This window comes from Pontibacter pamirensis (genome assembly GCF_010015475.1).
GTDB lineage: Bacteria > Bacteroidota > Bacteroidia > Cytophagales > Hymenobacteraceae > Pontibacter > Pontibacter pamirensis.
On record NZ_SSNI01000018.1, the window covers coordinates 98,801 to 123,416 of the forward strand.

The 24,616-nt window shown below is 46.9% G+C and carries 21 protein-coding genes; 11 read left to right on the forward strand and 10 right to left on the reverse strand.

Translation table 11 applies throughout. The annotated features are described in order from the left end of the window. Positions 1-67 precede the first annotated feature (67 nt). Entirely contained in the window at positions 68-994 is a 927-nt protein-coding gene (locus E1919_RS15765; RefSeq protein WP_162054366.1) for a DMT family transporter, read from the forward strand. A 62-nt stretch (positions 995-1,056) separates the two neighbouring features. Here E1919_RS15765 and E1919_RS15770 read toward each other — a convergent pair whose 3' ends face one another. Next, positions 1,057-2,064, reverse strand: coding sequence for an MBL fold metallo-hydrolase (locus E1919_RS15770; protein WP_162054367.1), 1,008 nt, complete (start codon positions 2,062-2,064; stop codon positions 1,057-1,059). A 570-nt stretch (positions 2,065-2,634) separates the two neighbouring features. On the opposite strand from E1919_RS15770, the gene E1919_RS15775 reads away from it, so the two are divergent. Then, positions 2,635-4,038, forward strand: coding sequence for a hypothetical protein (locus E1919_RS15775; RefSeq protein WP_162054368.1), 1,404 nt, complete (start codon positions 2,635-2,637; stop codon positions 4,036-4,038). Positions 4,039-4,106: 68 nt separating this feature from the next. On the opposite strand, the gene E1919_RS15780 is transcribed toward E1919_RS15775, so the two are convergent. The 8 genes from E1919_RS15780 to E1919_RS15815 all read right to left on the reverse strand — a co-directional run bounded on the left by E1919_RS15780 (position 4,107) and on the right by E1919_RS15815 (position 14,701). Continuing rightward, complete coding sequence (locus E1919_RS15780) at positions 4,107-5,432, reverse strand: DEAD/DEAH box helicase (RefSeq protein WP_162054369.1); 1,326 nt, start codon at positions 5,430-5,432, stop codon at positions 4,107-4,109. A 492-nt stretch (positions 5,433-5,924) separates the two neighbouring features. After that, a complete protein-coding gene (locus E1919_RS15785) occupies positions 5,925-6,569 on the reverse strand; it encodes an NAD(P)-dependent oxidoreductase (protein WP_162054370.1) in 645 nt (214 codons plus the stop codon). 176 nt (positions 6,570-6,745) lie between these two features. Then, positions 6,746-7,729 carry a YpdA family putative bacillithiol disulfide reductase gene (locus tag E1919_RS15790; protein WP_162054371.1) on the reverse strand — a complete coding sequence of 328 codons (984 nt, stop codon included), beginning with the start codon at positions 7,727-7,729 and terminating at the stop codon, positions 6,746-6,748. An 87-nt stretch (positions 7,730-7,816) separates the two neighbouring features. Further along, positions 7,817-8,338: a GNAT family N-acetyltransferase gene (locus E1919_RS15795; RefSeq protein WP_162054372.1), complete on the reverse strand. Its 522-nt coding sequence runs from the start codon at positions 8,336-8,338 to the stop codon at positions 7,817-7,819. 332 nt (positions 8,339-8,670) lie between these two features. After that, positions 8,671-9,789 (reverse strand): fatty acid desaturase family protein, encoded by a 1,119-nt coding sequence (locus E1919_RS15800; protein ID WP_162054373.1) that lies wholly within the window; start codon positions 9,787-9,789, stop codon positions 8,671-8,673. A 195-nt stretch (positions 9,790-9,984) separates the two neighbouring features. Next, on the reverse strand, positions 9,985-11,097 hold the full coding sequence (locus tag E1919_RS15805) for a fatty acid desaturase family protein (RefSeq protein WP_162054374.1): 1,113 nt from the start codon (positions 11,095-11,097) through the stop codon (positions 9,985-9,987). A gap of 615 nt (positions 11,098-11,712) precedes the next feature. Further along, a complete protein-coding gene (gene lpdA / locus E1919_RS15810) occupies positions 11,713-13,107 on the reverse strand; it encodes a dihydrolipoyl dehydrogenase (protein WP_162054375.1) in 1,395 nt (464 codons plus the stop codon). Between the two features lie 253 nt (positions 13,108-13,360). After that, entirely contained in the window at positions 13,361-14,701 is a 1,341-nt protein-coding gene (locus tag E1919_RS15815; RefSeq protein ID WP_237144468.1) for a peptidoglycan DD-metalloendopeptidase family protein, read from the reverse strand. Positions 14,702-14,972: 271 nt separating this feature from the next. On the opposite strand from E1919_RS15815, the gene fabG reads away from it, so the two are divergent. The 4 genes from fabG (at position 14,973) to E1919_RS15835 (ending at position 19,476) form a co-directional block, all read left to right on the forward strand. Then, entirely contained in the window at positions 14,973-15,719 is a 747-nt protein-coding gene (gene fabG / locus E1919_RS15820; RefSeq protein ID WP_162054376.1) for a 3-oxoacyl-[acyl-carrier-protein] reductase, read from the forward strand. Positions 15,720-16,014: 295 nt separating this feature from the next. Further along, positions 16,015-18,099, forward strand: a complete 2,085-nt coding sequence (locus E1919_RS15825) for a vWA domain-containing protein (RefSeq protein ID WP_162054377.1) — start codon at positions 16,015-16,017, stop codon at positions 18,097-18,099. 74 nt (positions 18,100-18,173) lie between these two features. Further along, positions 18,174-18,782, forward strand: coding sequence for a GNAT family N-acetyltransferase (locus E1919_RS15830; RefSeq protein ID WP_162054378.1), 609 nt, complete (start codon positions 18,174-18,176; stop codon positions 18,780-18,782). Between the two features lie 28 nt (positions 18,783-18,810). Then, on the forward strand, positions 18,811-19,476 hold the full coding sequence (locus E1919_RS15835) for a pseudouridine synthase (protein ID WP_162054379.1): 666 nt from the start codon (positions 18,811-18,813) through the stop codon (positions 19,474-19,476). 109 nt (positions 19,477-19,585) lie between these two features. Here the strand turns inward: E1919_RS15835 and E1919_RS15840 are convergent, their stop codons facing one another. Beyond that, positions 19,586-20,116, reverse strand: a complete 531-nt coding sequence (locus E1919_RS15840; RefSeq protein WP_162054380.1) for an RBBP9/YdeN family alpha/beta hydrolase — start codon at positions 20,114-20,116, stop codon at positions 19,586-19,588. 294 nt (positions 20,117-20,410) lie between these two features. Here E1919_RS15840 and E1919_RS15845 point away from each other — a divergent pair, with 294 nt between their 5' ends. The 5 genes from E1919_RS15845 (at position 20,411) to E1919_RS15865 (ending at position 24,169) form a co-directional block, all read left to right on the forward strand. Further along, complete coding sequence (locus tag E1919_RS15845; RefSeq protein ID WP_237144470.1) at positions 20,411-20,941, forward strand: GNAT family N-acetyltransferase; 531 nt, start codon at positions 20,411-20,413, stop codon at positions 20,939-20,941. Between the two features lie 123 nt (positions 20,942-21,064). Beyond that, entirely contained in the window at positions 21,065-22,366 is a 1,302-nt protein-coding gene (locus E1919_RS15850; protein WP_162054382.1) for a M20/M25/M40 family metallo-hydrolase, read from the forward strand. A 203-nt stretch (positions 22,367-22,569) separates the two neighbouring features. After that, positions 22,570-22,803, forward strand: coding sequence for a hypothetical protein (locus E1919_RS15855; protein WP_162054383.1), 234 nt, complete (start codon positions 22,570-22,572; stop codon positions 22,801-22,803). Beyond that, positions 22,796-23,140 (forward strand): type II toxin-antitoxin system PemK/MazF family toxin, encoded by a 345-nt coding sequence (locus E1919_RS15860; RefSeq protein WP_162054392.1) that lies wholly within the window; start codon positions 22,796-22,798, stop codon positions 23,138-23,140. The genes E1919_RS15855 and E1919_RS15860 overlap by 8 nt, the downstream gene beginning before the upstream one ends. A 42-nt stretch (positions 23,141-23,182) precedes the next feature. After that, positions 23,183-24,169, forward strand: a complete 987-nt coding sequence (locus E1919_RS15865; protein WP_162054384.1) for an ABC transporter ATP-binding protein — start codon at positions 23,183-23,185, stop codon at positions 24,167-24,169. Positions 24,170-24,616: the final 447 nt, after the last annotated feature.

The window sequence follows — 24,616 nt, forward strand, 5'->3', positions numbered from 1 at the left end:
GTAAGGTTAAGCGGTTGGTAATGCACCTATATACGGCACAAATGAAATAAGCACTTACCTTTGCGCTATGAGTAAGCAAGTGCAGGTGCATGCGGCGCTGTTTCTGGTGGCGCTTATCTATGGGAGCAACTACAGCATCGCCAAAGAAGTGATGCCTTTTTATGTTGGTCCTTTTGGGCTTATTGTCATCCGGGTAGTATCGGCAGCGCTTTTTTTCGGCATTTTCTCGAGGATGGTGGTGAAGGAGAAAATCGTGGGACGGGCCGATAACCTGCGTTCTGTTGCCTGTGGCGTAACGGGTATTGCCATAAACCAACTCTGCTTTTTTGCCGGTCTGAACTTAACAGTGCCTATAAATGCTGCCCTACTGATGGTAATAAGCCCGGTGGCGGTGCTCCTTTTTTCGGCCATACTACTGAGAGAGAGAGTAAGCTTCCGCAAAGTGAGCGGCATTGCACTGGCTTGCCTGGGCGCCCTGCTCCTCATTAACACCTCACGTGGCGAAAGCACTACCGGCAACATTTTCGGCGATTTACTGATCATCCTGAATGCTGTCTCTTTCGGTATGTACCTGGTGCTGGTAAAACCACTGATGCAGAAGTACAAGGCTGTTACCATTGTCAGCCGTATTTTTGCGGTGGGGGCTGTCATTGTGGTGCCTTTTGGCTGGCAACAGCTTCTTACACCGGACTATAGCTCTTTCCCCACCCCCATCTGGCTTGCTATTGCATTTATGGTGATAGCGGTTACCATACTCGCTTACCTCCTGAACACGTGGGCTCTGCGCTATGCTAACCCCTCACTGGTGGGTGCCTATATATACCTGCAGCCGGTGCTCGCTATTCTGATTGCCACAGGCTTTGGGAAAGATGAATTTACGCTACAGAAAGGCCTGTATGCGTTGCTTATTTTTGCTGGCGTATACCTTGTAAGCCGGACACGGCAGAACGTAGGTAAAAAAGAACCCATCCCTGAAACAAGTGAACAGCCATAGTATCCTGTAACTATTCGCCTGTCCCAGCAGCACACCAAAAGTCTATTGTCATGCTACGTGCTCTACCTCCCTTTCCACCAGACTCTGCTGATAAAGTTCTTCGTGTCGTTTACCCACTGCCCTACTTCCGGCACGAGAATGGGCACCCCCTGCAGCGCAGCCGCCTGGTGTAAGCGCTCTATCGGTTCTCCCCAACGGTGAATGGCCAGGTCGAAAGTGGCCCAGTGTACCGGCAACAGTCTTTTACCTTGCACCTGGTGGTGCGCCTGTACTGCCTCCTCAGAGTTCGTGTGGATGTCTGCCCAGTTAACATCATAGGCACCAATAGGCATAATGGCAAGGTCGAACGGGCCGTAAGCTGCCCCTATGGCTGTAAACTCCCGCATCGGTCCGGAGTCTCCGCTGTAAAACACACGCGCATTTTTACCGACAATGCACCACGATACCCACAGCGTACTGTTGCGGTCAAAGAGCCCCCTGCCGGAGAAGTGCCGGGCGGGTGTGGCGATCAATAAATTATCACCGTCCTGTACTTGCTGCCACCAGTCCAGTTCCACAACATTGAGCGGTGGCACTCCCCAATCTACCAACAATTTCTTCACTTTCAGCGGCACATAAAACAGCGGCACTTTGTCGCACAGCGCATGAATGGTGTGATAGTCGAGGTGGTCGTAATGGTCGTGGGAGATAATGACGGCGTCAACGTTGTGAATATCTCTTGCCTCTAAGGGTGCAGGATGGATGCGCTTCGGCCCGGCAAATGACACGGGAGAAGCTTTCTCGCTCAATACAGGGTCAATCAGGTAGCGGCGCTTGCCCAACTCCAGAATCAGAGAGGCGTGGCCCAGCCAGTTCACCCGCAGTTGTTCTGACGGCTCCTGCTCAAAATCAGCAGCCGAAAGATAATGTACAGGTACTTTAAAGGGAGGTTTAGCTGCACCTTTCGAGCGTTTGGCATACCGCTGCAGGGTATCCAGCATGTTTTCTTTCTGAAGTACTTTTGTGACGGAGGTATTCAGGAACTTGCCATTCTCATAGCGGGAGGCGGCTGCCTGTTGAGGTCTTCTCATGTTGTGTCCGGTTTTCTTATTTACCAGCACAATGTACTTGTTTTAGCTGCTTTCGGTTTTGCAACAAAAGTAACTTGGGTTGAGCGAATAGTAACTTCAGTTTCAACTAAGTTATGTAACAGTAAAGTTGCTTCCGCAAGACTTAATTAAACTACTGTAGCGACTACTGGTCTACTACCTTGTTCACCAAATGCAGCATATTAACCAGGTTATACCTGGAAATAACAACTCACCAATTTAGAAGTAAATGTATAATTTTATTTATGACAGGAAAACCATATTATACCATTTCTTTTCCATATATTTCTATCTATATTCAGGAGAACATATAGAAGCGTTTTGTTATTAGCCCTAACTAGTACTTTATGTCTTTATGTAAAAATAGTTTGATGACATGAGCTAGTTCAATAGTGCAGAACCCCTAAAAATTTACATTCGAACATATATGCCGATGCTATCCTTAGTCAGAAAGACGGAGTAGATAACTGCTGGTCAAACCAGGGAACAACAGAAGAGAACGGATCTTAAAATAATTAACCACACCAACCATCACCTAAACAGCGTGAAGCAATGAAAACAACACAACCTTCTTTAATTTCTATGAGCATGTTCGCCCTTGCGCTCCTGAGCTTTGGTTGTTCAAAATACGAAAAAGACGTTCCTGAACCTGAGATCAGTGTGATTTCAGAAAATACTACAGGTGGAGCGCCAACCATTGTTGGCAATATAATAGAAAACTACTACCCCTCAAGTTCTGCTGAAGGACACGAAGAATTTGATTGGGAAAATCTTGAAGGCGTACCTCTTCCTCCGGGTACTAAGTTTGTTCCTATGCCCTGGAGTGACAAAGCAAAGAGGCAGTTCAGCGATGACATACGCTTTGATTATAAGAAGTCAGATGGCTGGGAGTTATATTTTAGCACGTTTTCAACGCACTCCCACCCCGGAAACTTAATCTTCAACTTGTATAATAAATACAGAGGAATTTTAAGGTCCTATCATTTTGTAGGTTCAGGTACGGAAAATTTCCGTGACTATAAGATCCTGCAGAACTACGTGTTTTCTTCAGAAGGATCTCCCTTGTTGAACTTTACTAACCAATATATCATCGACGTAAATCAAAACACAACGTATTCTACTAGTTTTGAGCCACAAGCATTAGCTGATTCATCCTGGTACGCTGTTGAATATGAACTAGCCTTTGATAAGGACATTTACAATAAAAACGCTTATTTTCAGATGGGTTCTGATTTTTCAATGAAAAAGATAAACTCATTTATCATCAATGGAAAAGAAACAAATGAGCTCAATGCAAAAGTTCGTGTTACTGAATCACATGGAGACATAATTTCTGCTGATGCATATTACATATTATATGGTAAAAAAGACATCAGCCAAATGGCCAGTTCATTATCCGGGTCGGACTTAAATCATCTAACTAATCTGAATGAGGAGAATATTTTAAATGGTGTGTTACATACACCATCATCCATGCACATAAAATGGGGTACAAGATTGAATGTACAATTACCGCCTAACGGAGTTGGAATATTAAGATACTCACTCCCTATTAGCGGCTCTGACATTTCAAGCATCATGAGATCGACGCCTTTTTATGATAGAGCTTTAGGAATATTTTATTTAGACAGGAAACCTACTTACACAACTAGTACCAATACTGCACTGAGCCATCCCTACCAGTACACGCTGGATATAAGTTCAGTAGAATACCTGTTTAACCCTTCCGTGTTAGAAATAGCCGAGATAAAGAACCTGCGGCAAGAGTTAGTAGCTACCGAACAGGAGGCATTGATTCATGATAATAACAGAGCAAATCTCTTTACCGGGCATATTTTAAAAGCCAGTAAACCTTTACATATTCAAGGCGTGAGGGTAAGCTTTGATGTTGTCCCTAAAGATGGAGGAGAGAAAGTTCATATGATTAAAACGTTTAGGGCTGAAGAACAAAACTAAGCCAGAAACGGGTACATCACCTTATAAAAAGAAAAGCTGGCTTCTTAGGGCCAGCTTTTCTTTTTGCTTTATACTCTTTCTTTCGGCTTATTGCCCCAGCGTTTGTTACCGCCGCCATTGTTGCTGCCGGCTGGCCTTGGCGAACTAGCTCCGGCACTTCTGCCTGGGCTTGAGCTGCCAGTTCTTCTGCCTCCGTTACCACCACCACGCTTCTTCTGCGCTACTGTGCTGGCTGCCTCGGCAAAATCCTTCGCCGTCATCGGGTACGGGTGGTTATCAATCACCGGCACCGACTTAGAAATCAGCTTCTGGATGCTTACCAGGTAGGATGTTTCTTCGGCATCGCAGAACGACAGCGCCACACCACTTGCTCCAGCACGGCCTGTGCGGCCAATGCGGTGCACGTATGTTTCTGGTTCATTCGGCAATTCATAGTTAATTACGTGCGACAGATCGTCCACATCTATACCACGGGCTGCGATGTCTGTCGCCACCAATACACGTGTCTGGCTGCTCTTGAAATTATCCAGGGCACGAACACGCGCGTTCTGCGACTTATTTCCATGAATGGCCTCTGCCTGCACACCGGCTTTGCTCATGTCTTTGGCAACCCTGTCAGCACCATGCTTGGTGCGGGTAAACACAAGTGCACGGTCTATCTCACCATCCTTTAACAGGTGGAGTAATAAGTTTTTCTTGTCTGATTTCTTTACATAGTATACCGCCTGCTTAATAGTGTTGGCAGTAGACGACACCGGCGTTACCTCTACCTGCGCAGGGTTCACCAGAATAGTGTTCGCCAGCTTCAGGATTTCAGGCGCCATAGTAGCCGAGAAAAACAGCGACTGCTTTTTCTCCGGCAATACTTTCAGCACCTTCCTTACATCATTCACAAAGCCCATGTCGAGCATGCGGTCTGCCTCGTCGAGCACAAACATTTCAATGTTGTTCAGGTGCACGTACTTCTGCGCCATCAGGTCGAGTAACCGGCCTGGAGTAGCTACCAGTATATCAATACCGGCACGCAACGCATCTGTTTGCGAACGCTGCGACACACCACCGAAAACTACGGTATGCTTCAGGCCAGTATGTTTGCCATAAGAGGTCAGGCTGTCGGCAATCTGCAGGGCTAGTTCACGTGTTGGCGTCAAAATCATTGCTCTGATCTTGCGCGTGCCCCTGTCCTGCTGAGGTTTGTTCTCAGAAAGCAACTGCAAAATAGGTATAGAGAAGGCAGCCGTTTTACCGGTTCCTGTCTGGGCACATCCTAAAAGGTCTCTTTTCTGAAGTATAAGCGGAATTGCTTTTTCCTGAATGGGTGTTGGTTGGGTATATCCTTCTGTTTTAAGAGCTTTAAGGATAGGCTCTATCAAATTCAAATTCTCGAATGTCATTAATTGGTTTTTCAAAAGAAACCGCGCAGCACCATATGTGCTACCTTAGCGGTGAGATTGGCCGGAATCTGATTCATTTTGCGAGGCTGCTATAGCCTCTGGGCCATTCCCGACCTGTGTTGTTACCTCAACTCATAAAAGGACAATATAGTTCTAATATCGGCTGAAGATTTCAAAGGTACACCGATAAGGTGTCACTTCCTATATATCTTTTTCAGAGTGCATCCTAAACTGTGTCTTCCACTAATGAATGGCAGTATTAGCTCCAGTGGGGCCACCTGTGTGTAGCTAGATAGTTGTTAAAAAACTCAGCTCCAGCGGAGCGGCATGTTAATCTAATAAGGCCATTCCGCTGGAGCTTGTAAGGAAAGATTTTTATTCTATTAACATGTCGTCCCTCTGGGACTGTTAGCAATGTTTGTTTTTTTAGAAAACCTGCACTTGTACTGTTTCTGAGCAGCACCAAAACCTGCGGCAGTCCTAAAAGCAAATTTAATAGCCGATGGTGAAGCGTTGGCGGATAAACTGTGGGTCCTCCAGTTCATCTAACACGGCTACGGCAAAGTCCTGCCTCGAAATTCTGCTTTCGCCTTTTTCATTCACAACGGGATTTTCTGTATCGTACCGGAATTTACCAGTGCGCTCGCCAGGCTCAATTATAATGGCGGGGCTAAAGAAAGTCCAGTCCAGTTCCTGTTCTTCCTGGTATACTTTTAGGGAATCGCGCTGAGCCGATGCCCCTTCTTTCCAAGCCTCCGGAAAATCCGGCGTGTCTACCAGTTGTGTTCCACCCTCTGTGTTAAGGCTTCCTGCGCCACCTACGTTCAAAAGACGCTTCACGCCTGCCTTTTTTGCTGCCTCAAGCACCTTTCGGGCTATCTCCACATGTTTATGGTACTCGGTGTCCGGTCCCCACCCCGGGCTGTAGGAAACCACCACCGCATCATGGTCTTTTATCAGAGCAGCCGTCTGCTCTACATCCTCAACATCACCCCGCTGTACTTCGAGACTCACGCTTTCTTTGGACACCTTCTCCGGGTGTCTTACAATGGCTGTTACGTCATGGCCTCTAGTCAGTGCTTCCTGTGTAATCCTGGAGCCGATGTTGCCGCTGGCTCCTATGATGGCAATTTTCATATTGTACGCGTTATAAGGTAAATATCATAACTAAAATCACAGCATCGCCATAATTCTGCCTGCTGGTATTCTGGCAGATAGCATGCTATGCCGATGTCTATTTAAACTTATTACAGAGTACAAAGTTGCAACAGAAAGGAAGGTATTAAAACCTAATAGCTGTGAACCTCAACAAGCTATGCCTTCTCCACATCCTGCTCCCGGGCAATATGCTTCACAATTTTAATGGCATGCTCGCGCGAATTTTCAATAAACCATACGTGTGTATCCATTCCACCGCAAATTACACCGGCTAAATAAACGTTCGGCAGGTTCGTTTCCATTGTCTCGGTATCATACTGCGGGTAGCGCTTTTCATCTTCCGACAGCTTAATACCAATCTTTTGCAAAAAGCTGAAGTCTGGCTGATAGCCTGTCATGGCCAACACAAAATCATTTTCTATGGTGATATTTCCCTCCGGTGTCTGTATACCCACTTCCCGCTCTCTTATTTCGTTTAGACTGGAGGAAAAATAGCATTTAATAGAGCCTTCCTTTATACGGTTCTCCAGGTCGGGCTTTGTCCAGTATTTTATGCGTCCCAACTCCGACTGGCGTACCACCATCGTCACCTCAGCCCCCTTGCGCCAGGTTTCTAAAGCAGCATCTGCCGACGAATTGTTGGCTCCTACCACCACCACCTTCTGCCGGAAGTAATAGTGCGGGTCGAGGTAATAATGGCGTACCTTGGGCAGTTCTTCGCCCGGTATGTTCAACATATTCGGGATACCGTAAAAGCCCACCGCGATGATTACGTGCCGGGCCACATACTCCCCCTTGCTCGTCCTGACACGGTATACCTCCCCTTGCGGCTCCATATGTTCTACACCCTCGAAAAGGTGCACGTTCAGGTTTTGGGAGTCGGCTACACGGCGGTAATACTCCATCGCCTCCATCCGGTTGGGCTTCGGGTGAACAGAAACAAACGGAATTCCCCCAATCTCCAGCTTTTCAGAAGTGGAGAAAAAAGTCATGTTCAGCGGATAGTTGTAAAGCGAATTAACGAGGGTTCCCTTTTCGATTATCAGGTAGCTGAGCCCCGTCTCTTGCGCTTCCAGTCCGCAAGCCAGTCCAATTGGGCCGGCTCCGATAATTAATATGTCTAGTGTTGATGTGTCCAATGCTGCTTGTGCTTAATAAGCTTGTGTTATACGTAAAGTTTACAACAGGATTAGCCTTGCATAGGTTTAAAGGACTGGCAGTGCTGGTTAAAGCTCCCGCTTCATGATATACATACCGCGGTATTCCGGCTTCATTTGAGAAAAGTCCAGCGTATAGGTGCCACACTTTTCAAAGCCGTTCTGCTCATAAAAATCCACTGATTTGCTGCTGTCCATCGCTTTCAGCCAGATAAGGCGCTTGTTTCTTTCACGGGCAAAAGCTACCGTAAAGTCCACCACCTGCCGGCCTATACCTCTCCCCGATGCGGCTTTGGTGAGGTAGATTCTCTCCAGCTCCAGGCTTTCCTTATCGCTTTCATCCTCTAAGGCTTTATCTATGTTCAGTTTCAGGAAACCGATAAGTTCCTCCCCGGAATAAATCAGGAAAAGAGCGACGTTGGGGTCTTCAAATTCTTTTTTGAGCGCCGTTTCGCCAAAGCTTTTGTCAATGTACCACATGCCTCCGTCATACCACAGGTAGAGGTAATGGTCGCCGTAGGCGTTGATGGCAATGTCTTGAAGCGTATGTAAATCTTCTGCTGTGCAGGGTGTGATTTTGAGGTTGGGCATATCGTTCTGCTGCTTTTCACAAAAATACTCAAAAGCACCTCATTGTCAGAATCAGGATTTACCGGATTATTTGGATAAACAGGATTTTCTAATGCTATAAAAAAAGCTCTGCCGCGATAGCGACAAAGAGTTAACTTTTAAGATGAGCAGGATTAGTGAAGTACCCTGCTCCAAAGACCTCGCAGCGTGTGCAGCTCCCGCAAGCGGCTTATAGAGAATTCAAAGCCAATCCTGTTCATTCAAACAATCCGGTAAATCCTGATTCTGACAAACAAAAACGGCGGAAAGTTATCCTTCCGCCGTTTCAGATAAAATTGGTATAATATTATCGCTTATGCCATCACCTCGTTTAGGTTAGGCAACTTCAACCTGCCAAAGCGATGCAAGGTGTTTACATGGGAGCGTATTGCCTTCGCGAGTGTTTCACTTTCCAGGTAAGGGATGCCATATTCAGCGGTAGTTTCTTTAACGATTTTTGCAATGGCAGGGTAATGCACATGGCAGATACGGGGGAACAGGTGGTGCTCCACCTGAAAATTCAGGCCGCCCACGTACCAGGAGAGCAATTTGCTTTTACGGGCGAAATTAGCCGTTGTGTTTAGCTGATGGATAGCCCAGTCATTTTCGATGACACCACTTTCGTTCGGCAATGGATAACTTGTGCCTTCCACCGTATGCGCCAGTTGAAACACAGTAGAAAGGATAACGCCAGCCACAAAGTGCATCAGCAGAAAACCCAGCAGCACCTCCAGGAAAGGAATTCCAAACAAAAGCGTCGGAGCCACCAGAATAGAAAAGAAATACAGCACCTTAAATGCTACAATCTTTGTGAAAGCCACTCTGTTCTGTGCTTTAGAGTTCGCGTTCACACCACTCCTTATAAACTGGAAGAACTGTACAAAGTCTTTCAGCACTACCCAATACAGAGTGAGCAAGCCATAAAACATAAAGGCATACACCCACTGCAGCTTATGATAGAACCTCATGTTAGTGTGCGGTGAGAAACGCATGAACACCATGTCGTCTATGTCTTCGTCCATCTCCACCACATTGGTGTAAGTATGGTGCAGAATGTTATGCTGCAGCCTCCAGTTAAAGGCAGAGCCACCTAACAGGTTCACAGAATGTGCCATCAGGTAGTTTATCGTCTTGCTTTTAGAAAAAGCGCCATGGTTAGCGTCGTGCATTACGCTCATTGCCACACCTGCTACCCCTAGTCCCATAACAAACCACAGTCCTAAACTAATACCCAGACCGGGTGTAAAGGCGAGCAGCAGTGCAAACGGCACCAGATAGACTAAGAGCAGTATAATACTCTTTATTAGTATGTTGTAATTACCTGACTTGGGTAAGTTATTTTCTTTGAAATAAGCGTCTACACGTTTGCGCAGCGTAGGAAAAAACAGGCTTTTGTCTTTGTTGACGAATTTAACTTTGCCTTTTAACTTCATTTGATATACTTGAAAATTGTAAGACGGATGCACCCTTAGAGAAGCAGGTTCTCCGGAGGACATACCCGGTATGCTGGTAATAAAATGCAGATGAAAAACCAGAAGACTTAGACATGCAGACAGCTTCCAACTCCATTTGTTTAGTTAAACGTTAAACAACGAAAAGCGGCTTCCTCTGTTCCCAAATATTTCATATCAGCCAATCGCCTCGTTCAAGTCAGGCAGCCTGCCGAAGCGGTGAAGCGTGGCGATGTGTGAGCGCACGGCCTGCCCAAATGTTTCATTCTCGAGATAAGGTATACCGAACTCCGTTGCTGTTTCTTTAACGATTTCTGCAATGGCCGGATAATGCACATGGCAGACACGCGGGAAAAGATGATGCTCTACCTGAAAGTTCAGGCCGCCTACATACCAAGACAACAATTTGTTGTGGCGCGAAAAATTGACGGTTGTATTCATCTGGTGTATAGCCCAGTCGTTCTCGATGTTACCATTCTCATCCGGCCTCGGGTGGCTGGTGCCCTCTACGGTATGCGCCAGTTGAAACACCACCGTGAGTATGATCCCCGCAACAAAGTGCATCAGCAGGAAGCCCAGCAGCACATGCATGAAAGGAATTCCGAAGAACAGCGTGGGCACCGCTAACATGACAAAGAAGTATAGCACCTTCATGGTGATAAGCTTCAGGAGCCATTTCATGTTTTCAGAGGCGGTATTTGCGTTCACACCATTCTTAATAAAAAGGCCATACTGCACAAAGTCTTTCGCGATTACCCAGTAAAGCGTTAAAAGCCCATAAAACACGAACGCGTACACCCACTGCAGTTGATGAAAGAACTTCACTTTTGTGTGCGGTGAAAAACGCAACACCAGCCTGTCCTGTATATCCTCGTCCATCTCCACCACATTGGTATAGGTATGATGCAGGATATTATGCTGCAATTTCCAGTTAAAGGCAGATCCGCCTACCAGGTTCAGGGTGTGCCCCATCAGAAAGTTCACTCTTTTGCTGCCCGAAAATGCACCGTGGTTGGCATCATGCATTACACTCATACCGATGCCTGCCACTCCTAAGCCCATCACAAACCAAAGCAGCAAGCTTACAGATAGTTCTGGCTTGAAAACAAGAATGGCGATAAAAGGCACTATATAGCAAAGTAGCAGCACCACGCTCTTCACCACCATTTCGGTGTTAGCAGTTTTAGAAATGTTGTTTTGGATAAAGTAAGCATCTACTCTTTTGCGTAAAGTAGCGAAAAAGAGATTTTTATCTTTGGCCACGAATTTTATTTTGCCTTTAAGCTTCATACAGGGAAATTGTGTGATAGAAAATGCACTCACACAGAGCTGAAAGAGCAAGAGAGTGAATCGCGGGTATCATATTAAAAGGAATACATCTAGTTATAAGTTCATATGCCGCCTGATTAGGAGTACAAAATTAGTAACTAATACCGAAAAAACTTACATACAGTTATTGTATATATGTATGAGGTGCACAAAATCTGTATAATGCTGGCATCATATAAATATCAGGACAGAATTGCACTGAATTAAACAAAGACACCTGTTCTGGAGCAATCTTCTGGTTTCTATAGAAATCCCAAACCTGAGACCCGGGTAAGGCAAAGTTTTTTCTTTACAAAACCAGTATAGAAAGGATAGACTGGAGAAGAAGGCAAAAACAAACTTCCCTGCGTTTGTCCCCAGTTTCACTTTATAACGCTTTACCACATTGAATGTAAACAGGCAACTGAACACATACAGGAGTGACTTCTTCATAGTATTCAGAAGGTTTGGTTGTGTGTTGAGTTGCTAACATGCCCCGTTGACGGGAAGATTGGTTACATCAGACTTAAACTACTGTAACAAAAAAGAGGCTGGCCGAAATACCGACCAACCTCTTTTGATACCTAATATTAGCTTTTATAAGTGTATTACCTCATCATAAGCTGCTGCTGCCGCTTCCATAATGGCCTCGCTCATAGTTGGGTGTGGGTGCACTGACTTAATTATTTCGTGCCCAGTCGTCTCCAGCTTGCGCGAAACAACTACCTCTGCAATCATTTCCGTCACGTTCGCGCCAATCATGTGAGCTCCTAAGAATTCACCGTATTTAGCATCGAAAATAACTTTGACAAAGCCATCTTTCACACCAGCTGCACTAGCTTTACCAGAAGCAGAGAACGGGAACTTCCCAACTTTTATATCCAGGCCTTGCTCACGTGCTGCTTTCTCCGTTAAACCAACAGAGGCGATTTCAGGAGAGCAGTACGTACAGCCTGGGATGTTACCATAGTTCAATGGCTCCGGGTGATGGCCCGCTAGTTTCTCCACGCAGATGATACCTTCTGCAGAAGCAACGTGCGCCAGTGCCGGACCAGGAACGATGTCACCAATCGCGTAAATACCATCAACTGACGTTTTGTAAAAATCATCTACTATTACGCGGCCTTTGTCTACCTTGATACCGAGCTCCTCTATGCCAATGTTCTCCAGGTTTGTCTGGATACCCACCGCCGAAAGCACTATTTCTGCTTCCAGCGTTTGTTCGCCTTTGGCCGTCTTCACTTGTACCTTGCACAGCTTGCCACTGGTGTCAACAGACGTTACCTGAGAATCCGTCATAATGTCAATACCGGACTTTCTGAAAGATTTTGAAAGCTGTCGGGATACTTCTTCGTCCTCTATAGGCACAATGTTCGGCAGGTACTCCACCACAGTTACTTTCGTGCCCATGGAGTTATAGAAGTAAGCGAATTCTACCCCGATAGCACCAGAACCAACCACTACAATAGACTCCGGAAGCTTCTCCAGCGACATCGCCTCACGATAACCGATGATCTTCTTACCGTCGATTGGCAGGTTTGGCAGCTCACGGGAACGTGCGCCTGTTGCCAGGATGATGTTTGTTGCTTCTATCGTTTCTTTTTTGCCCTCGGCATTGGTTACCTCTACTTTTCCTTTGCCCGTTACTTTACCGGTACCCATTATCGCATCAATCTTGTTTTTGCGGAACAGGAACTGGATGCCTTTGCTCATACCGTCGGCTACGCCGCGGCTTCGCTTTATAACAGCACCGAAGTCTACAGAAGCATCCCCCACCGTAATGCCGTAGTCAGCAGCATGGTTAATATATTCAAAAACGCTTGCGCTCTTTAGCAGTGCCTTGGTCGGGATACAACCCCAGTTCAAGCAGATACCACCCAGCGACTCGCGCTCGATAACACCTACTTTCATACCCAGTTGCGAGGCACGAATTGCTGCCACATAACCGCCCGGGCCACTACCAACCACTACTAAATCGTATTTTGATGCCATAGTCTCTTTTTATATAAGTTGATGAACAAAAATAATCTTAAATCCCCATACTGCAAAACCTGATGTCTTACCTGCTCCTGTTATGACATAATAGGAAGAACAGGATGGAAAGATACAGCGAAAGCAATACATAAGTGAACACTGCTATCAAAACCTGTCTTCAGGCTTCTTTGCCGTGCATTAGCCTCATTTAAAACAAGACAGGCGCTGGTGAAGCGCCTGTCTTGTTTTAAATGCTTTTTTCTAAAGGTTTTTATGCATCCTCCAGCTTTTTGGCCTTATTAGTTGCCAGCATATCTTGCTTCGCATTGGATAGTTCTATCGCTTCCATTCTTTTCACCGTTTCGTCTTTTATCTCCTCAAATTCAGGAAGGTGTCTCTTAGCAATAGGGTTTGCCAATGGTAATTTGGCGCTAAGGGCATCTACCTGCTGGCCATTTTTCCAGAAACGGTAACACAGATGCGGCCCTGTAGCCAGGCCAGTACTGCCTACATAACCAATGGTTTGCCCCTGCTTCACACGCGTCCCGGCACGCATGCCCTTTGCAAACTTGGACATATGGAGGTACTGTGTGGTATAGGTCTTGTTGTGTTTGATTTTCACATAGTAACCATTGCCACGTGTATAACGCGCTTCCAGCACCACACCATCGCCCACCGTGCGTATAGGAGTACCACGTGGCGCGGCGAAGTCTGTGCCTAAATGTGCTTTGTAGCGCTTCTGTACCGGGTGGAACCGGCGCTTTGAGAAACGGGAACTGATACGGCTATACTCCAGAGGCTCTTTCAAAAAAGCCTTTTTCATACTCTGCCCCTTCTCGTCGTAGTAACTCAGGCCATCGCCCTGGTCGAAGCCAATGGCATAAAGCGGCTCTCCTCTGTGTTCAAAAAAGGCTGCCTTCAGGTTGCTGAAGCCAATGGTGGTGCCGTTCACTACCTTCTCATCATAAATCAGCTTAAACTTGTCGCCCGGCTGAATGCGGTTGAGGTTAAGGCGCCAGGCATAAATATCAGCAAACTTGTTCACCAACTGTGGCGAACCTCCTGCTGCTACAATAGACTCAAAAAGTGAGCTTTTTATTTCGCCGGCCAGCGTTCGCTCCAGCACCTCCATCTCCCGCTCCACTTTGGTAACGGTCATTTCGCAGCGCAGGTCGTAAACGATGTATTCTATATTGTTTGGCTCATAGATGAAGTACTGCGCCGTTTGCGCAGAATCTAATCCGTGAAGCAGGGTATAACTACGGTTGGCGGCAATGCCACGCACATTGAAAATGTCTTTTGATTTTTTGGCTAGCTGGTCTACCTGGGCCGGTGTGATGTTATATTGTGAGAGAATCTCTGATAGGCTTTCCCCCCTTTTGATTTCCGCCTCTACAATTTCAAGTGAATCGGTCGGGATATCATACACAATAGGGGCAGGTCCTTTTACTTCTTCTTCCACTTCTTCTATAGCTTCTGGCTCAGGAATAACCTCTTGTGGTTGAGCCATCAGGCTTTCAGTACTGAATTGCAGCGCGTATTCCGCCGTAAAAAAAATCAATACCAATAAAGCGATGAGGGTGGCAAGCCCCTTGTTGCTATTGAACATCATGTAACACCTTTGGTTGAAAAATCGACACGAAAATAGGCTTAAACCATCACAAATAAAAACATAGCAGGAGGCAATATTCAGATTCTAAATATGTTACGCTATATTTTAATAAACTAATATAGCACTTCAGTACATTTAAAGCAACAGGCACACTAGCTTATTCTCTTCTCTATTTTCAGTTAAGAGTTTTAAAATCAGTTGCTTTATACCCGAGTACCCAAGTTTTTCCCATCGCCATCAGAATAATATTTTTTTTCTAACTTTGGCCCCTATGAAAGTACTAGAAGGAAAAGTAGCTCTGGTAACCGGAGCATCCAAAGGAATAGGGCGCGCCATTGCGCAGAAATTTGTAGAAATGGGCGCACAGGTAGCATTCACTTACCTGTCGAGTGTAGAAAAAGGCCAGGCTTTAGAGCAGGAGCTGTCCGCGAACGGAGGAAAGGCGAAAGGCTACCGCTCCGATGCGGCCGACACAGCCCAGGCAGAGCAACTGGTAGAGGACGTGGTAAAGGAGTTCGGCAAGCTGGACATTGTGGTGAACAACGCCGGCATTACGCGCGATGGTTTGCTCATGCGCATGAACGAAGAGCAGTGGGATGCGGTGATGAACACCAACCTGAAGTCTGTTTTCAATGTTACCAAAGCGGCCACCAAACATATGATGCGCGCCAAGAGCGGCTCCCTTATCAATATTACGTCTGTGGTAGGTATAAAAGGTAATGCTGGCCAGGCGAACTATGCCGCCTCTAAGGCAGGCATTATCGGCTTCACGAAATCGGTGGCGCTCGAACTGGGTTCCCGCAACATCCGCAGCAACGCCATCGCTCCGGGCTTTATCGAAACAGAGATGACAGGTGAACTGGACCAGAAGGTGGTAGACGAGTGGCGTAAGGCTATTCCGCTAAAGCGTGGCGGCTCGCCGGAAGATGTAGCCCATGCGGCCGTATTCTTAGCTTCCGACCAGTCTTCTTACATCAGCGGACAGGTGCTGCAGGTGGATGGCGGTATGTTAACTTAATGACGTACTCTGAAATACAAATCATGCCGTTTATGTAATTCAGAATTAATAATTCGTAATTCATAATTATCGGAAAGACCAATGCTACAACTTTTGCGTTAGTAGCATTGGTCTTTTTGTTTTATCTTTAGTAGCAGAACTTACTAAAATCTGCCTTGCTGCATTCTTTACCAGCTTTTAAATGTTGGCAAAAACCACAACAATGGCAATGGTGTTGTTCTTTAGTTAGTTTGACTCTAAAAACCGTAAGTACCTGAAACACCCATATATTATTCTTAATTTATAATTCGTCGAATTGAATTCATTCAGACTTGTTACCACTTATTCTCCCTGGTTGATACTGGCCTGCATAGCAGTGGGGCTGTTGTACGCCTGGTTGCTATACAGCAAGCGGACACCGTGGCCGAAGTCCATCAACTATATGCTGGCAGGCCTGCGCTTTGTGGTGGTGAGCTTCCTGTGCTTTCTGCTGTTGGGGCCGCTGGTGCGCTATGTAGCTAACACTACGGTGCCTCCTACTATCGTTTTTGCGGTAGATAACTCCCAGTCCGTCTCGCTTTTCTCTGACTCTGTGCAGCTGCAACAGGCCACGCAGGGCCTGCAGGCTATACGCGAGAAACTTCAGGACGAAGGCTACAACACGGAGGTACGCACGCTGGCTGCGGCAGAGCAAAGCACACAAAACATAGCAGAGGTAGATTATGGTGCCGAGACAACTAACCTGAGTCAACTGCTATCGGGGGTGCAGGAGGAGTACACCGGGCAGAACCTGGCGGGTGTGGTGCTGCTATCGGACGGAATTGTAAACCAGGGCATCTCCCCAGGCTACGCCAATTATAACTTTACACTGTATCCGGTGGCAGTAGGCGACACCATCCCAAAGAGGGACGTACTGATAGCCTCACTGCGCTACAACAAGGTAAACTACAGTGGCAACCGTTTTCCGCTGGAGGTAGAACTGCAACAGGAGGGTTTTGGTGGCACTGCGGCAACAGTTATCTTAAGCGAGAACGGCAAAACCATCGAGCGTAAAACTGTTACTCTGAAACCCGAGCAACCCATACAGCAGGTGCCGTTTCAGGTGCTGGCGGGAGGCTTGGGAAAGCGCCATTACGAGGTACAGGTACAGCCACTGCAAGAGGAATTCACTACTCTTAACAACACAAAGCACGCTTACATTGATGTGGTGAAGGGAAAGATAAAAGTACTCGTGGCCGCCGCCGCTCCGCACCCGGACATCAAAGCCATTCGGGCTGCCATTGAAACAAACCAGAACTATGAGACGGAGCTGTTTATACCCGGCCTCACAGAGTTAAAACAAGAGGACTATGATGTAGCCGTGCTGCACCAACTACCCGGACGCGTGCCAGGTGGCGAGGCCGTCCTTAACCTGGTGCGCCAGAAGAAGGTGCCTGCCCTCTACATCCTGGGCCCGCAAAGCGACCTGAACAACTATAACCGCCTGAACGCGGGTGTGAACATCAGCACCAGTGGGCAGTCGGATGAAGTAACGGCTGTGGCTAGCGGGAACTTTACTACCTTTAATTTACCGGAGGCTGCCGGCGAACGGCTGCAGCAGTACCCTCCTGCCAGTGTCCCTTTCGGGGATGTACGGCTGGCACCAAACACAGAGGTAGTGCTGTACCAACAGGTAGGCCGCGTGCGCACAGACAAGCCGCTACTGGCAGTGCAAACGGCAGGCGACAGCCGCAACGCCACCCTCCTCGCCTCCGGTACCTGGCAATGGCGAATCATGGAGTCAGCCAACAACGAGCAGCCGGATGTGTATGATAAGCTTATCACCAACCTGATACAGCTGTTGAGCGCCCCGCGCAACAAGAAGCGCCTGAACGTGTACCCGACGCAGGAAGAGTATACCAGTTCCGACGAAATCCGCTTTAATGCAGAGGCCTACAATGAGGCGCTGGAACCTATCTACGGCCAAAACATTACGCTCCGAATTACAGATGAGGACGACGAAACAAAAAGTTTTAACTTTGCCAATGGCGAGAACCAGGCGGGTGTGAACATTGGCACCCTGCAGGGTGGCCGCTATACCTATACTGCTTCGGCAAGTATAAACGGGCAGCAACAGCAGGACAAAGGAGAGTTTGTTGTGGAGGAGCTGCAACTGGAGGCACTCAATGCTGTGGCCGACCACAACCTGCTGTTCCAACTGGCCAGCAACACCAACTCCAAACTTTATTACCCAAGCCAGCTGCAGCAACTGGAGCAGGACATTCTCAGTTCCGACCATAAAGATGTTATTTACAGTTCCGAGGAATTGAGCGACCTGGTAGACCTGAAATGGCTGTTCTTCCTGCTGCTGGGCTTTGTTTGCATCGAGTGGTTCGTGCGGAAGTTCAATGGCAGTTACTAATGACGTTGGTTGCTTACTTATTAAATTGTTGTTTGTTTTGCTTGTCTGCACAGGGTTGATAAATTTTAATAAAGATGCTGACAACAGGCTTTTCCCCTACCATACTGGCAACAGAGCGACTGTACCTTCGGGAACTCACGCCTAAGATGCATGACCAGCTTTTCAGGTCTAATACTGAGCGGGAAATTAAAAGCTACTTCGGTTTGAGTTCTGATACAGAGTACAGAGAAGCAAAAAGAAGACACGACGAAGGAACAACAACCTATTACACTACATTTAAACATTTCCACCTGCTTTATAAATCAAACGGGCAGGTAATAGGCCGCTGCGACTTCCATACCTGGATTAGAGCCCATAGAAGAGCAGAAATAGGCTACACCATCACAAGCGATGAGCATAAAAACAAAGGGCTGATGACAGAAGCCTTAAGAGCGGTGCTTTCTTTTGGGTTTGAAAAGATGGACCTTTACAGGGTGGAGGCCCTGGTATCGCCCCATAATATACCATCGCTTCAGCTTCTAAAACGGTATGGCTTTAAAAAGGAAGGCCATCTCCGGAACCATTATATGGTAAATGGCGAATTACAGGACTCTCTTATGTTCTCCCTGCTGCTTCCGGAGTTCGAAGAACTCAAAGCCAACTGGGTACAAGAAGAGGCTTCAGGCGCAAAGGCTACATCCTAAACATACATCATTACTTAATTACTCCGATTTGAAATACATCATTCTAAATAAGCCGTTTGAAGTGCTAACGCAGTTCACAGACGAAGCAGACCGCGTGACACTGAAAGACTATGTGAAAGTAGCAGACATTTACCCTGTGGGGCGCCTGGATTATGACAGTGAGGGCCTGGTGTTGCTCACCGACGACAAATCGCTGCAGCACCGCCTCTCCGACCCTCAGTTTAAAGTAGAAAAAACATACCTGGTGCAGGTAGAGGGTGTTCCAACACAGGAAGCGCTGACAAGGCTGCGCCTTGGTGTGCGGATAAAGGAAGCTAAAACGGCGCCAGCCAAAGTACGGCATCTAGAGGAAGAGCCACTGGTATGGGAGCGCTCTAAACCGGTTCGCTTCCGGAAAAACATTCCCACCTCTTGGCTGGAAATAAAAATTTCGCAAGGCATGAACAGGCAGGTCCGCCGCATGACAGCCGCCGTAGATTTTCCTACGCTGCGCCTCATCCGTACTTCCATTGGCCCTTTGAACCTCAATGATTTGCAGCCCGGTGAGTACCGGGAGCTAACGCCGGAGGAAGTAACGCAGCTAAAAGCCGCCACCAAAGGCAGTCCACACAGCAGCAGTGGTGGCACCAGAGGCACTGGAAGTGGCAAAGGAAAGCGGGGCGGCCAAAGCGGCTTTAGAAAGCAGATAAACTGAGGTTTATGTTTGTCATCCCAACGGCAGGGGAGATCTATCAGGAACTCCCGTAAAACGCTCCTCTTGTCTGGATGGCCTGAAGATTATGATACTTAAAGTCAACACATAGCTACCATAACTTCCTCAGCAAAGTCAGCCCTTCCTCCCACTTTCCAAACCCGGAGTCGGTATTAATGTGCCCGACTTCCCCGATGCTTACAAACTCGCTACCCCAAGCCTTTGCCAGTTGCCGGGCTCGCGCTTCGGCTACATAAGGGTCGTTGGTACTAGCCACTACAATGCTCTGAAACGGAAGCGACTCCATTGGAATAGGTGCGAAACCCGTTGTTCCTTCCGGGAAATCTGCGGCTTCGGTGTCAGCGGGCGCCACCAGCAAGGCAGCTTTGAGGGGGCGCTTGTATTGCTTCGCCCAGATTGCTACCGTAGCGCAAGCCAGGCTGTGTGCGACGAGCACCATATGCGCTGGCTCGTGCTGCATCACGGCTTTATCCAGTGTAGCAACCCAGTCACTGCAAACAGGCGTATCCCAATCGCGCTGCGCTACCCGCTCAAATTCCGGGTGCTTCTGTCCCCACAGTGTCTGCCAATGCTCGGAACCGGAACCTCCCAGGCCGGGTACTATAAGTATGGTTGATGTCATTTACTTCTGTTAATTTTATAATGATTGGGTGATATTATACAGACCCATTGGTACTACGATAAAACTGAGAAAAGGCATGCTTGGCACCTGCCATTTTAATAGCCATATCTTTGAAGCAAGTAAAGCATTTGTCCTCCTGCGCGTATGCCTGATGAATCAAAAAAATTTGATGTGCACTAGCATCTTTTTAATCATATATAGCCTATTCTTTGCAAAACAGCTATTAAGACTGTTAATTAGGAGCTGATTTACTACCTGCCAATGAAAGTTAGTCCTCATACCACACACATACCCGTGGACACAGACCTATACCTGCGCCTGACCACCGTGGACGACGCCCCATATTTATATCACCTCATCGATGCAAACCGAGCTTACCTGCGGGAGTGGCTCCCCTTTATCGACTACAGCATGTCTGTGCTCGACACAAAGGCTTATCTGAGAGCGGTTACAGACATTAAGAACATTTCCGAGGAGGTATATGTTATCCTGTACCAGAAAAGCATAGCAGGCATCATCGGCTTCAAGGGAATAGATAACGTAAACCGCAAGGTAGAAATCGGCTACTGGCTCTCCGGCGCACTGCAGGGCAAAGGCATCATGCGCCGCTCCTGCAAAGCGCTGCTGCAATACGCTTTCGAGGAAATGAGGATGAATCGTATCCAAATAAAGGTAGGTGTTGGCAACACGAAGAGCAGCAAAATTCCACAGAAACTGGGCTTCCAGCTAGAAGGTGTGCAGCGGGACGGGGAATACCTGAACGGGCACTTCCATGACCTGGAGATATACAGCCTGCTGTTTCGTGAGTGGCAGCAACAAAGTTAATACCTACTTAAGCTCTTTTAAGTTATAAGGTGCAGCGGCACGAAAGTTGACAGCTTTAGTATTTTAACTGACACCGTATCTGTTCTGTGTCTCTATTTTCTATTTTATTCAGAAACATATAAAATGAACAATATAAAACTTACCCTGCTTTTGGTTGCCTGTGGTTTTACGGCGACAGTACAGGCACAGGAATTAGCTCCTATCACGCAAGCCGAGACCACCCGCATTGTCGGCACCCTGAGCGCCGACGACATGCAGGGCCGCGCTTCATTTACGCCTGGCATCGAAAAAGCAGCCGACTTTATTCAGAATGAATTCCAACGCATTGGCTTGAAGCCTTTACCGGGTGAGTCTGATTTTAAACAAACTTTCACCATGTACCGTGTTTCGCCAAAGGAAGTGGAGGTAAAACTAAACGGGAAAGCTGTAAAGCCGGAGCAGGTGTTCGCCATTACCGACAAAAAAGAATTGGAATGGACAAACAAGGGGAAGCAGAAGCTAATGACAGTTGGCGCGCAGGATGACTTTAGAGCTGTTCTAGGCGAGTTGAACGATGAAAAGCAGGACATGCTGGTGCTGGTGCACCCGAAGCACAAAGACCTCTTTAGCCGTTATCAGCATTATATGAGCAGCGGCAGCGTGAAAAAAGAACTTGGCCAGAGCGCCAGCAAGGTGTTTGTTTTAACAGACTACGTAAAAGTCTCGAAGTATGAGGTGGAGGTTGAAAATAAGATTGAGCAACTGCAACTCACCAATGTGGGCGGCATGATAGAGGGCAAACGCAAAGATGAGTATGTGGTGTTCTCGGGCCACTACGACCACATCGGTATTCAGGAACCTGTGGCCGGTGACAGCATTGCCAACGGTGCCGATGATGATGCGGCAGGTACAACCGCGATGATAATGCTGGCCGATTATTATAAACAGCAACCGCAACCGGAACGCAGTTTGCTATTCGTGGCTTTTACTGCAGAAGAGATGGGCGGCTTTGGCTCCAAGTACTTTACTGAGCAACTGAACCCGGATCAGATTGTGGCCATGTTCAACATTGAAATGGTAGGCAAGCCCTCAAAGTTCGGTGCGAATAGCGCCTACCTCACCGGCTTCGAACGCTCTGACCTGGGTAACCTGATGCAGCAGCGCCTGCAAGGCACCAATTACAGCATTCACCCGGACCCATACCCCGAGCAGAACCTCTTTTACCGCTCCGACAACGCCACCCTCGCCCGCCTAGGCGTTCCGGCGCACACCATCTCCTCTGTGCAGATTGATAAAGACAAAACCTATCATACTGTAAAAGACGAGGTGTCGCAGCTGGACATGGAACACCTCACCAACATGATCAAAGCCATTGCCCTCGCTTCAGAAGGAGTAGTGAGCGGTGAAGATACGCCAACGCGCGTGGATAAGTCGCAGGTGCGGTAATAGATTCGTGTTAAGGAGGTTAAGTTCACAAAACGAACAACTCTGTTCTTAAAGTGATAGATTTTTAGATTGCCAGAATTCTGTTAATAAGGAAGTAATTATGGAAAAGTGATAGAAGTAGCTGGACACTTTTTTCAAACATAAAGATGTCAATAAAGTATAATTAGAATAGCTAGCATCAAATTAAGAACAGGAGATTCATATTGAAAGCCATTGAGGTTACAGGGGAAATAGATAATAAAGGAGTCTTACGTTTGGACCATCCCCTAAAAATGAGGGACAAGAAAGTCAAAGTGATTATTCTCCTGTCTGAAGACGAAGAAGTGGAGGACAAGCAATGGTTGGCTACAATGACAACTAATCCGGCTTTTGACTTTTTGCATGAAGAACAAGAGAATATATATTCATTAACAGATGGCAAGCCATTTCATGACTAAGGGAAAGATTGTTCTGGTCCCTTTCCCATTCGATGATTTCAGCGGAACTAAAGTAAGGCCAGCCGTTTGCCTGACGGAAGCAATAGGGATTTATGAGCATTTCATCATAGCTTTCATAAGCAGCCAAATACAAAAGTCTCCTGAGGCATCAGACCTACTCATAAACAAAGAAGACAATGACCTTAATTTAACAGGACTGTCTGTCAGTTCAGTAATTAAATTGCACAGAATGGTAACCATACCAAAGAATATAATACAAAGGCAATTAGGTATTATACCTCAAAAATATCAGGCTGAAATCGAACACAAACTCAAAGCTCTGTTTGGATTACAGTAAGAGACAAATCACCCAAACCATTTTCGAATCCCCACCAGTTACATGAATTTTTTAGAAGTATCCGGCATATCTATACAGGAAAAAGGGGATTTCACTTTACAGGACATCAGCTTTAGCCAGGAAGAGTTCCAGAAAATAGCCATTGCAGGAGAAACAGGCGCCGGAAAAAGCACGCTGCTGAAAATTATAGCCGGGCTGGTGCAGCCAAACGCTGGCGAAGTGTTTTTTGAGAATGAAAAGGTAATTGGGCCAATGGATAAATTAGTGCCGGGCCACCCGGGTATCTCCTACTTATCGCAGCACTTTGAGCTGCCAAAGTCTTTAAGGGTGGAGCAAGTGCTAAAGTACGCCAACACCCTACCAGAGGAAGAAGCGGATACCTTGTACGGGATATGCCGAATCAACCACCTGCTATCGCGGCGAACAGACCATTTATCAGGAGGTGAGAAACAACGGATTGCCTTGGCGAAGTTGCTCATTTCTTCCCCCAAACTACTGCTACTGGACGAGCCCTACTCAAACCTGGATGTCGTACACAAGAACATCCTGAAATCTGTTATCCGCGAAATAGGAGAACGTCTTGAAATTACCTGCATCCTCACCTCACATGACCCTTTGGACACCCTCTCCTGGGCAGACGAAATACTGGTGATGAAGAATGGGCAGATGCTGCAGAGAGGAACACCGGAGCAAATTTACAGGAAACCAATAAATGAGTATGTAGCCGCCCTGTTCGGCAGCTACAACCTGATACCTCCCACACAGGCAGAAGCTTTTTCCAAATTGCTTGGTATAAAGCCAAACGGAAAACAGATACTTATCCGGCCTGAAAGCTTTAGGATAGGTTCAGAAGGAAACAGCGATCTTATTGGAAAAGTAAACAAAATAACCTTCTATGGCAGCTATTACGATATAGAAATCTTGTTTTCAGGAGATACGACGGTAACTGTTAAAACTGCAGAAGCCAATGTTGCAGAAGGCGACACAGTACATTTGTCTCTGTCAGCGGATAGTTTCTGGTATATTTAGCTGTTCTTTTTTTATTGAAATCTGGTGACATGTAATTCTGTCTAACCTGCCGTAGTGACAGTTTATCCAGCGGTATCAGACCTACTGTTCTATAGCTATTGCTCTGAGCTCTCAAGGCCGAGAGGCCTCGTCTTCGGGCATCGCGCTTGGAGTTTTTTGCGCCGGGGCGCTGCCGCGCGAGCGGCACCAAAAATCTCCAAAGGCGCTCAACCCAAAGACTAGAACCTTCACTTCGTGCCGGCAAATTGCATCAGTAAAGCCTTAACAATGGAAAAAGCCATTAGCATCCTTAAAAAACAGGCTCCCCTCCTTAGACAAGGCTACGATTAGGACACAAACTTTGAGGCGCATTTGTTCTCTGTTCTAAAAGGAGCAAATGAGCGGTGACATATTCAGCGACCGGCGTATCAGCCGTCGTGTAGAGGATTTGGCAACGAGGATACTAGA

Bases quoted from the DNA above. Each gene is read 5' to 3' on its own strand.
- E1919_RS15765 (WP_162054366.1), top strand. From the start codon at position 68: ATGAGTAAGCAAGTGCAGGTGCATGCGGCGCTGTTTCTGGTGGCGCTT.
- E1919_RS15770 (WP_162054367.1), bottom strand. From the start codon at position 2,064: ATGAGAAGACCTCAACAGGCAGCCGCCTCCCGCTATGAGAATGGCAAG.
- E1919_RS15775 (WP_162054368.1), top strand. From the start codon at position 2,635: ATGAAAACAACACAACCTTCTTTAATTTCTATGAGCATGTTCGCCCTT.
- E1919_RS15780 (WP_162054369.1), bottom strand. From the start codon at position 5,432: ATGACATTCGAGAATTTGAATTTGATAGAGCCTATCCTTAAAGCTCTT.
- E1919_RS15785 (WP_162054370.1), bottom strand. From the start codon at position 6,569: ATGAAAATTGCCATCATAGGAGCCAGCGGCAACATCGGCTCCAGGATT.
- E1919_RS15795 (WP_162054372.1), bottom strand. From the start codon at position 8,338: ATGCCCAACCTCAAAATCACACCCTGCACAGCAGAAGATTTACATACG.
- E1919_RS15800 (WP_162054373.1), bottom strand. From the start codon at position 9,789: ATGAAGTTAAAAGGCAAAGTTAAATTCGTCAACAAAGACAAAAGCCTG.
- E1919_RS15805 (WP_162054374.1), bottom strand. From the start codon at position 11,097: ATGAAGCTTAAAGGCAAAATAAAATTCGTGGCCAAAGATAAAAATCTC.
- lpdA (WP_162054375.1), bottom strand. From the start codon at position 13,107: ATGGCATCAAAATACGATTTAGTAGTGGTTGGTAGTGGCCCGGGCGGT.
- E1919_RS15815 (WP_237144468.1), bottom strand. From the start codon at position 14,701: ATGATGTTCAATAGCAACAAGGGGCTTGCCACCCTCATCGCTTTATTG.
- fabG (WP_162054376.1), top strand. From the start codon at position 14,973: ATGAAAGTACTAGAAGGAAAAGTAGCTCTGGTAACCGGAGCATCCAAA.
- E1919_RS15830 (WP_162054378.1), top strand. From the start codon at position 18,174: ATGCTGACAACAGGCTTTTCCCCTACCATACTGGCAACAGAGCGACTG.
- E1919_RS15840 (WP_162054380.1), bottom strand. From the start codon at position 20,116: ATGACATCAACCATACTTATAGTACCCGGCCTGGGAGGTTCCGGTTCC.
- E1919_RS15850 (WP_162054382.1), top strand. From the start codon at position 21,065: ATGAACAATATAAAACTTACCCTGCTTTTGGTTGCCTGTGGTTTTACG.
- E1919_RS15860 (WP_162054392.1), top strand. From the start codon at position 22,796: ATGACTAAGGGAAAGATTGTTCTGGTCCCTTTCCCATTCGATGATTTC.
- E1919_RS15865 (WP_162054384.1), top strand. From the start codon at position 23,183: ATGAATTTTTTAGAAGTATCCGGCATATCTATACAGGAAAAAGGGGAT.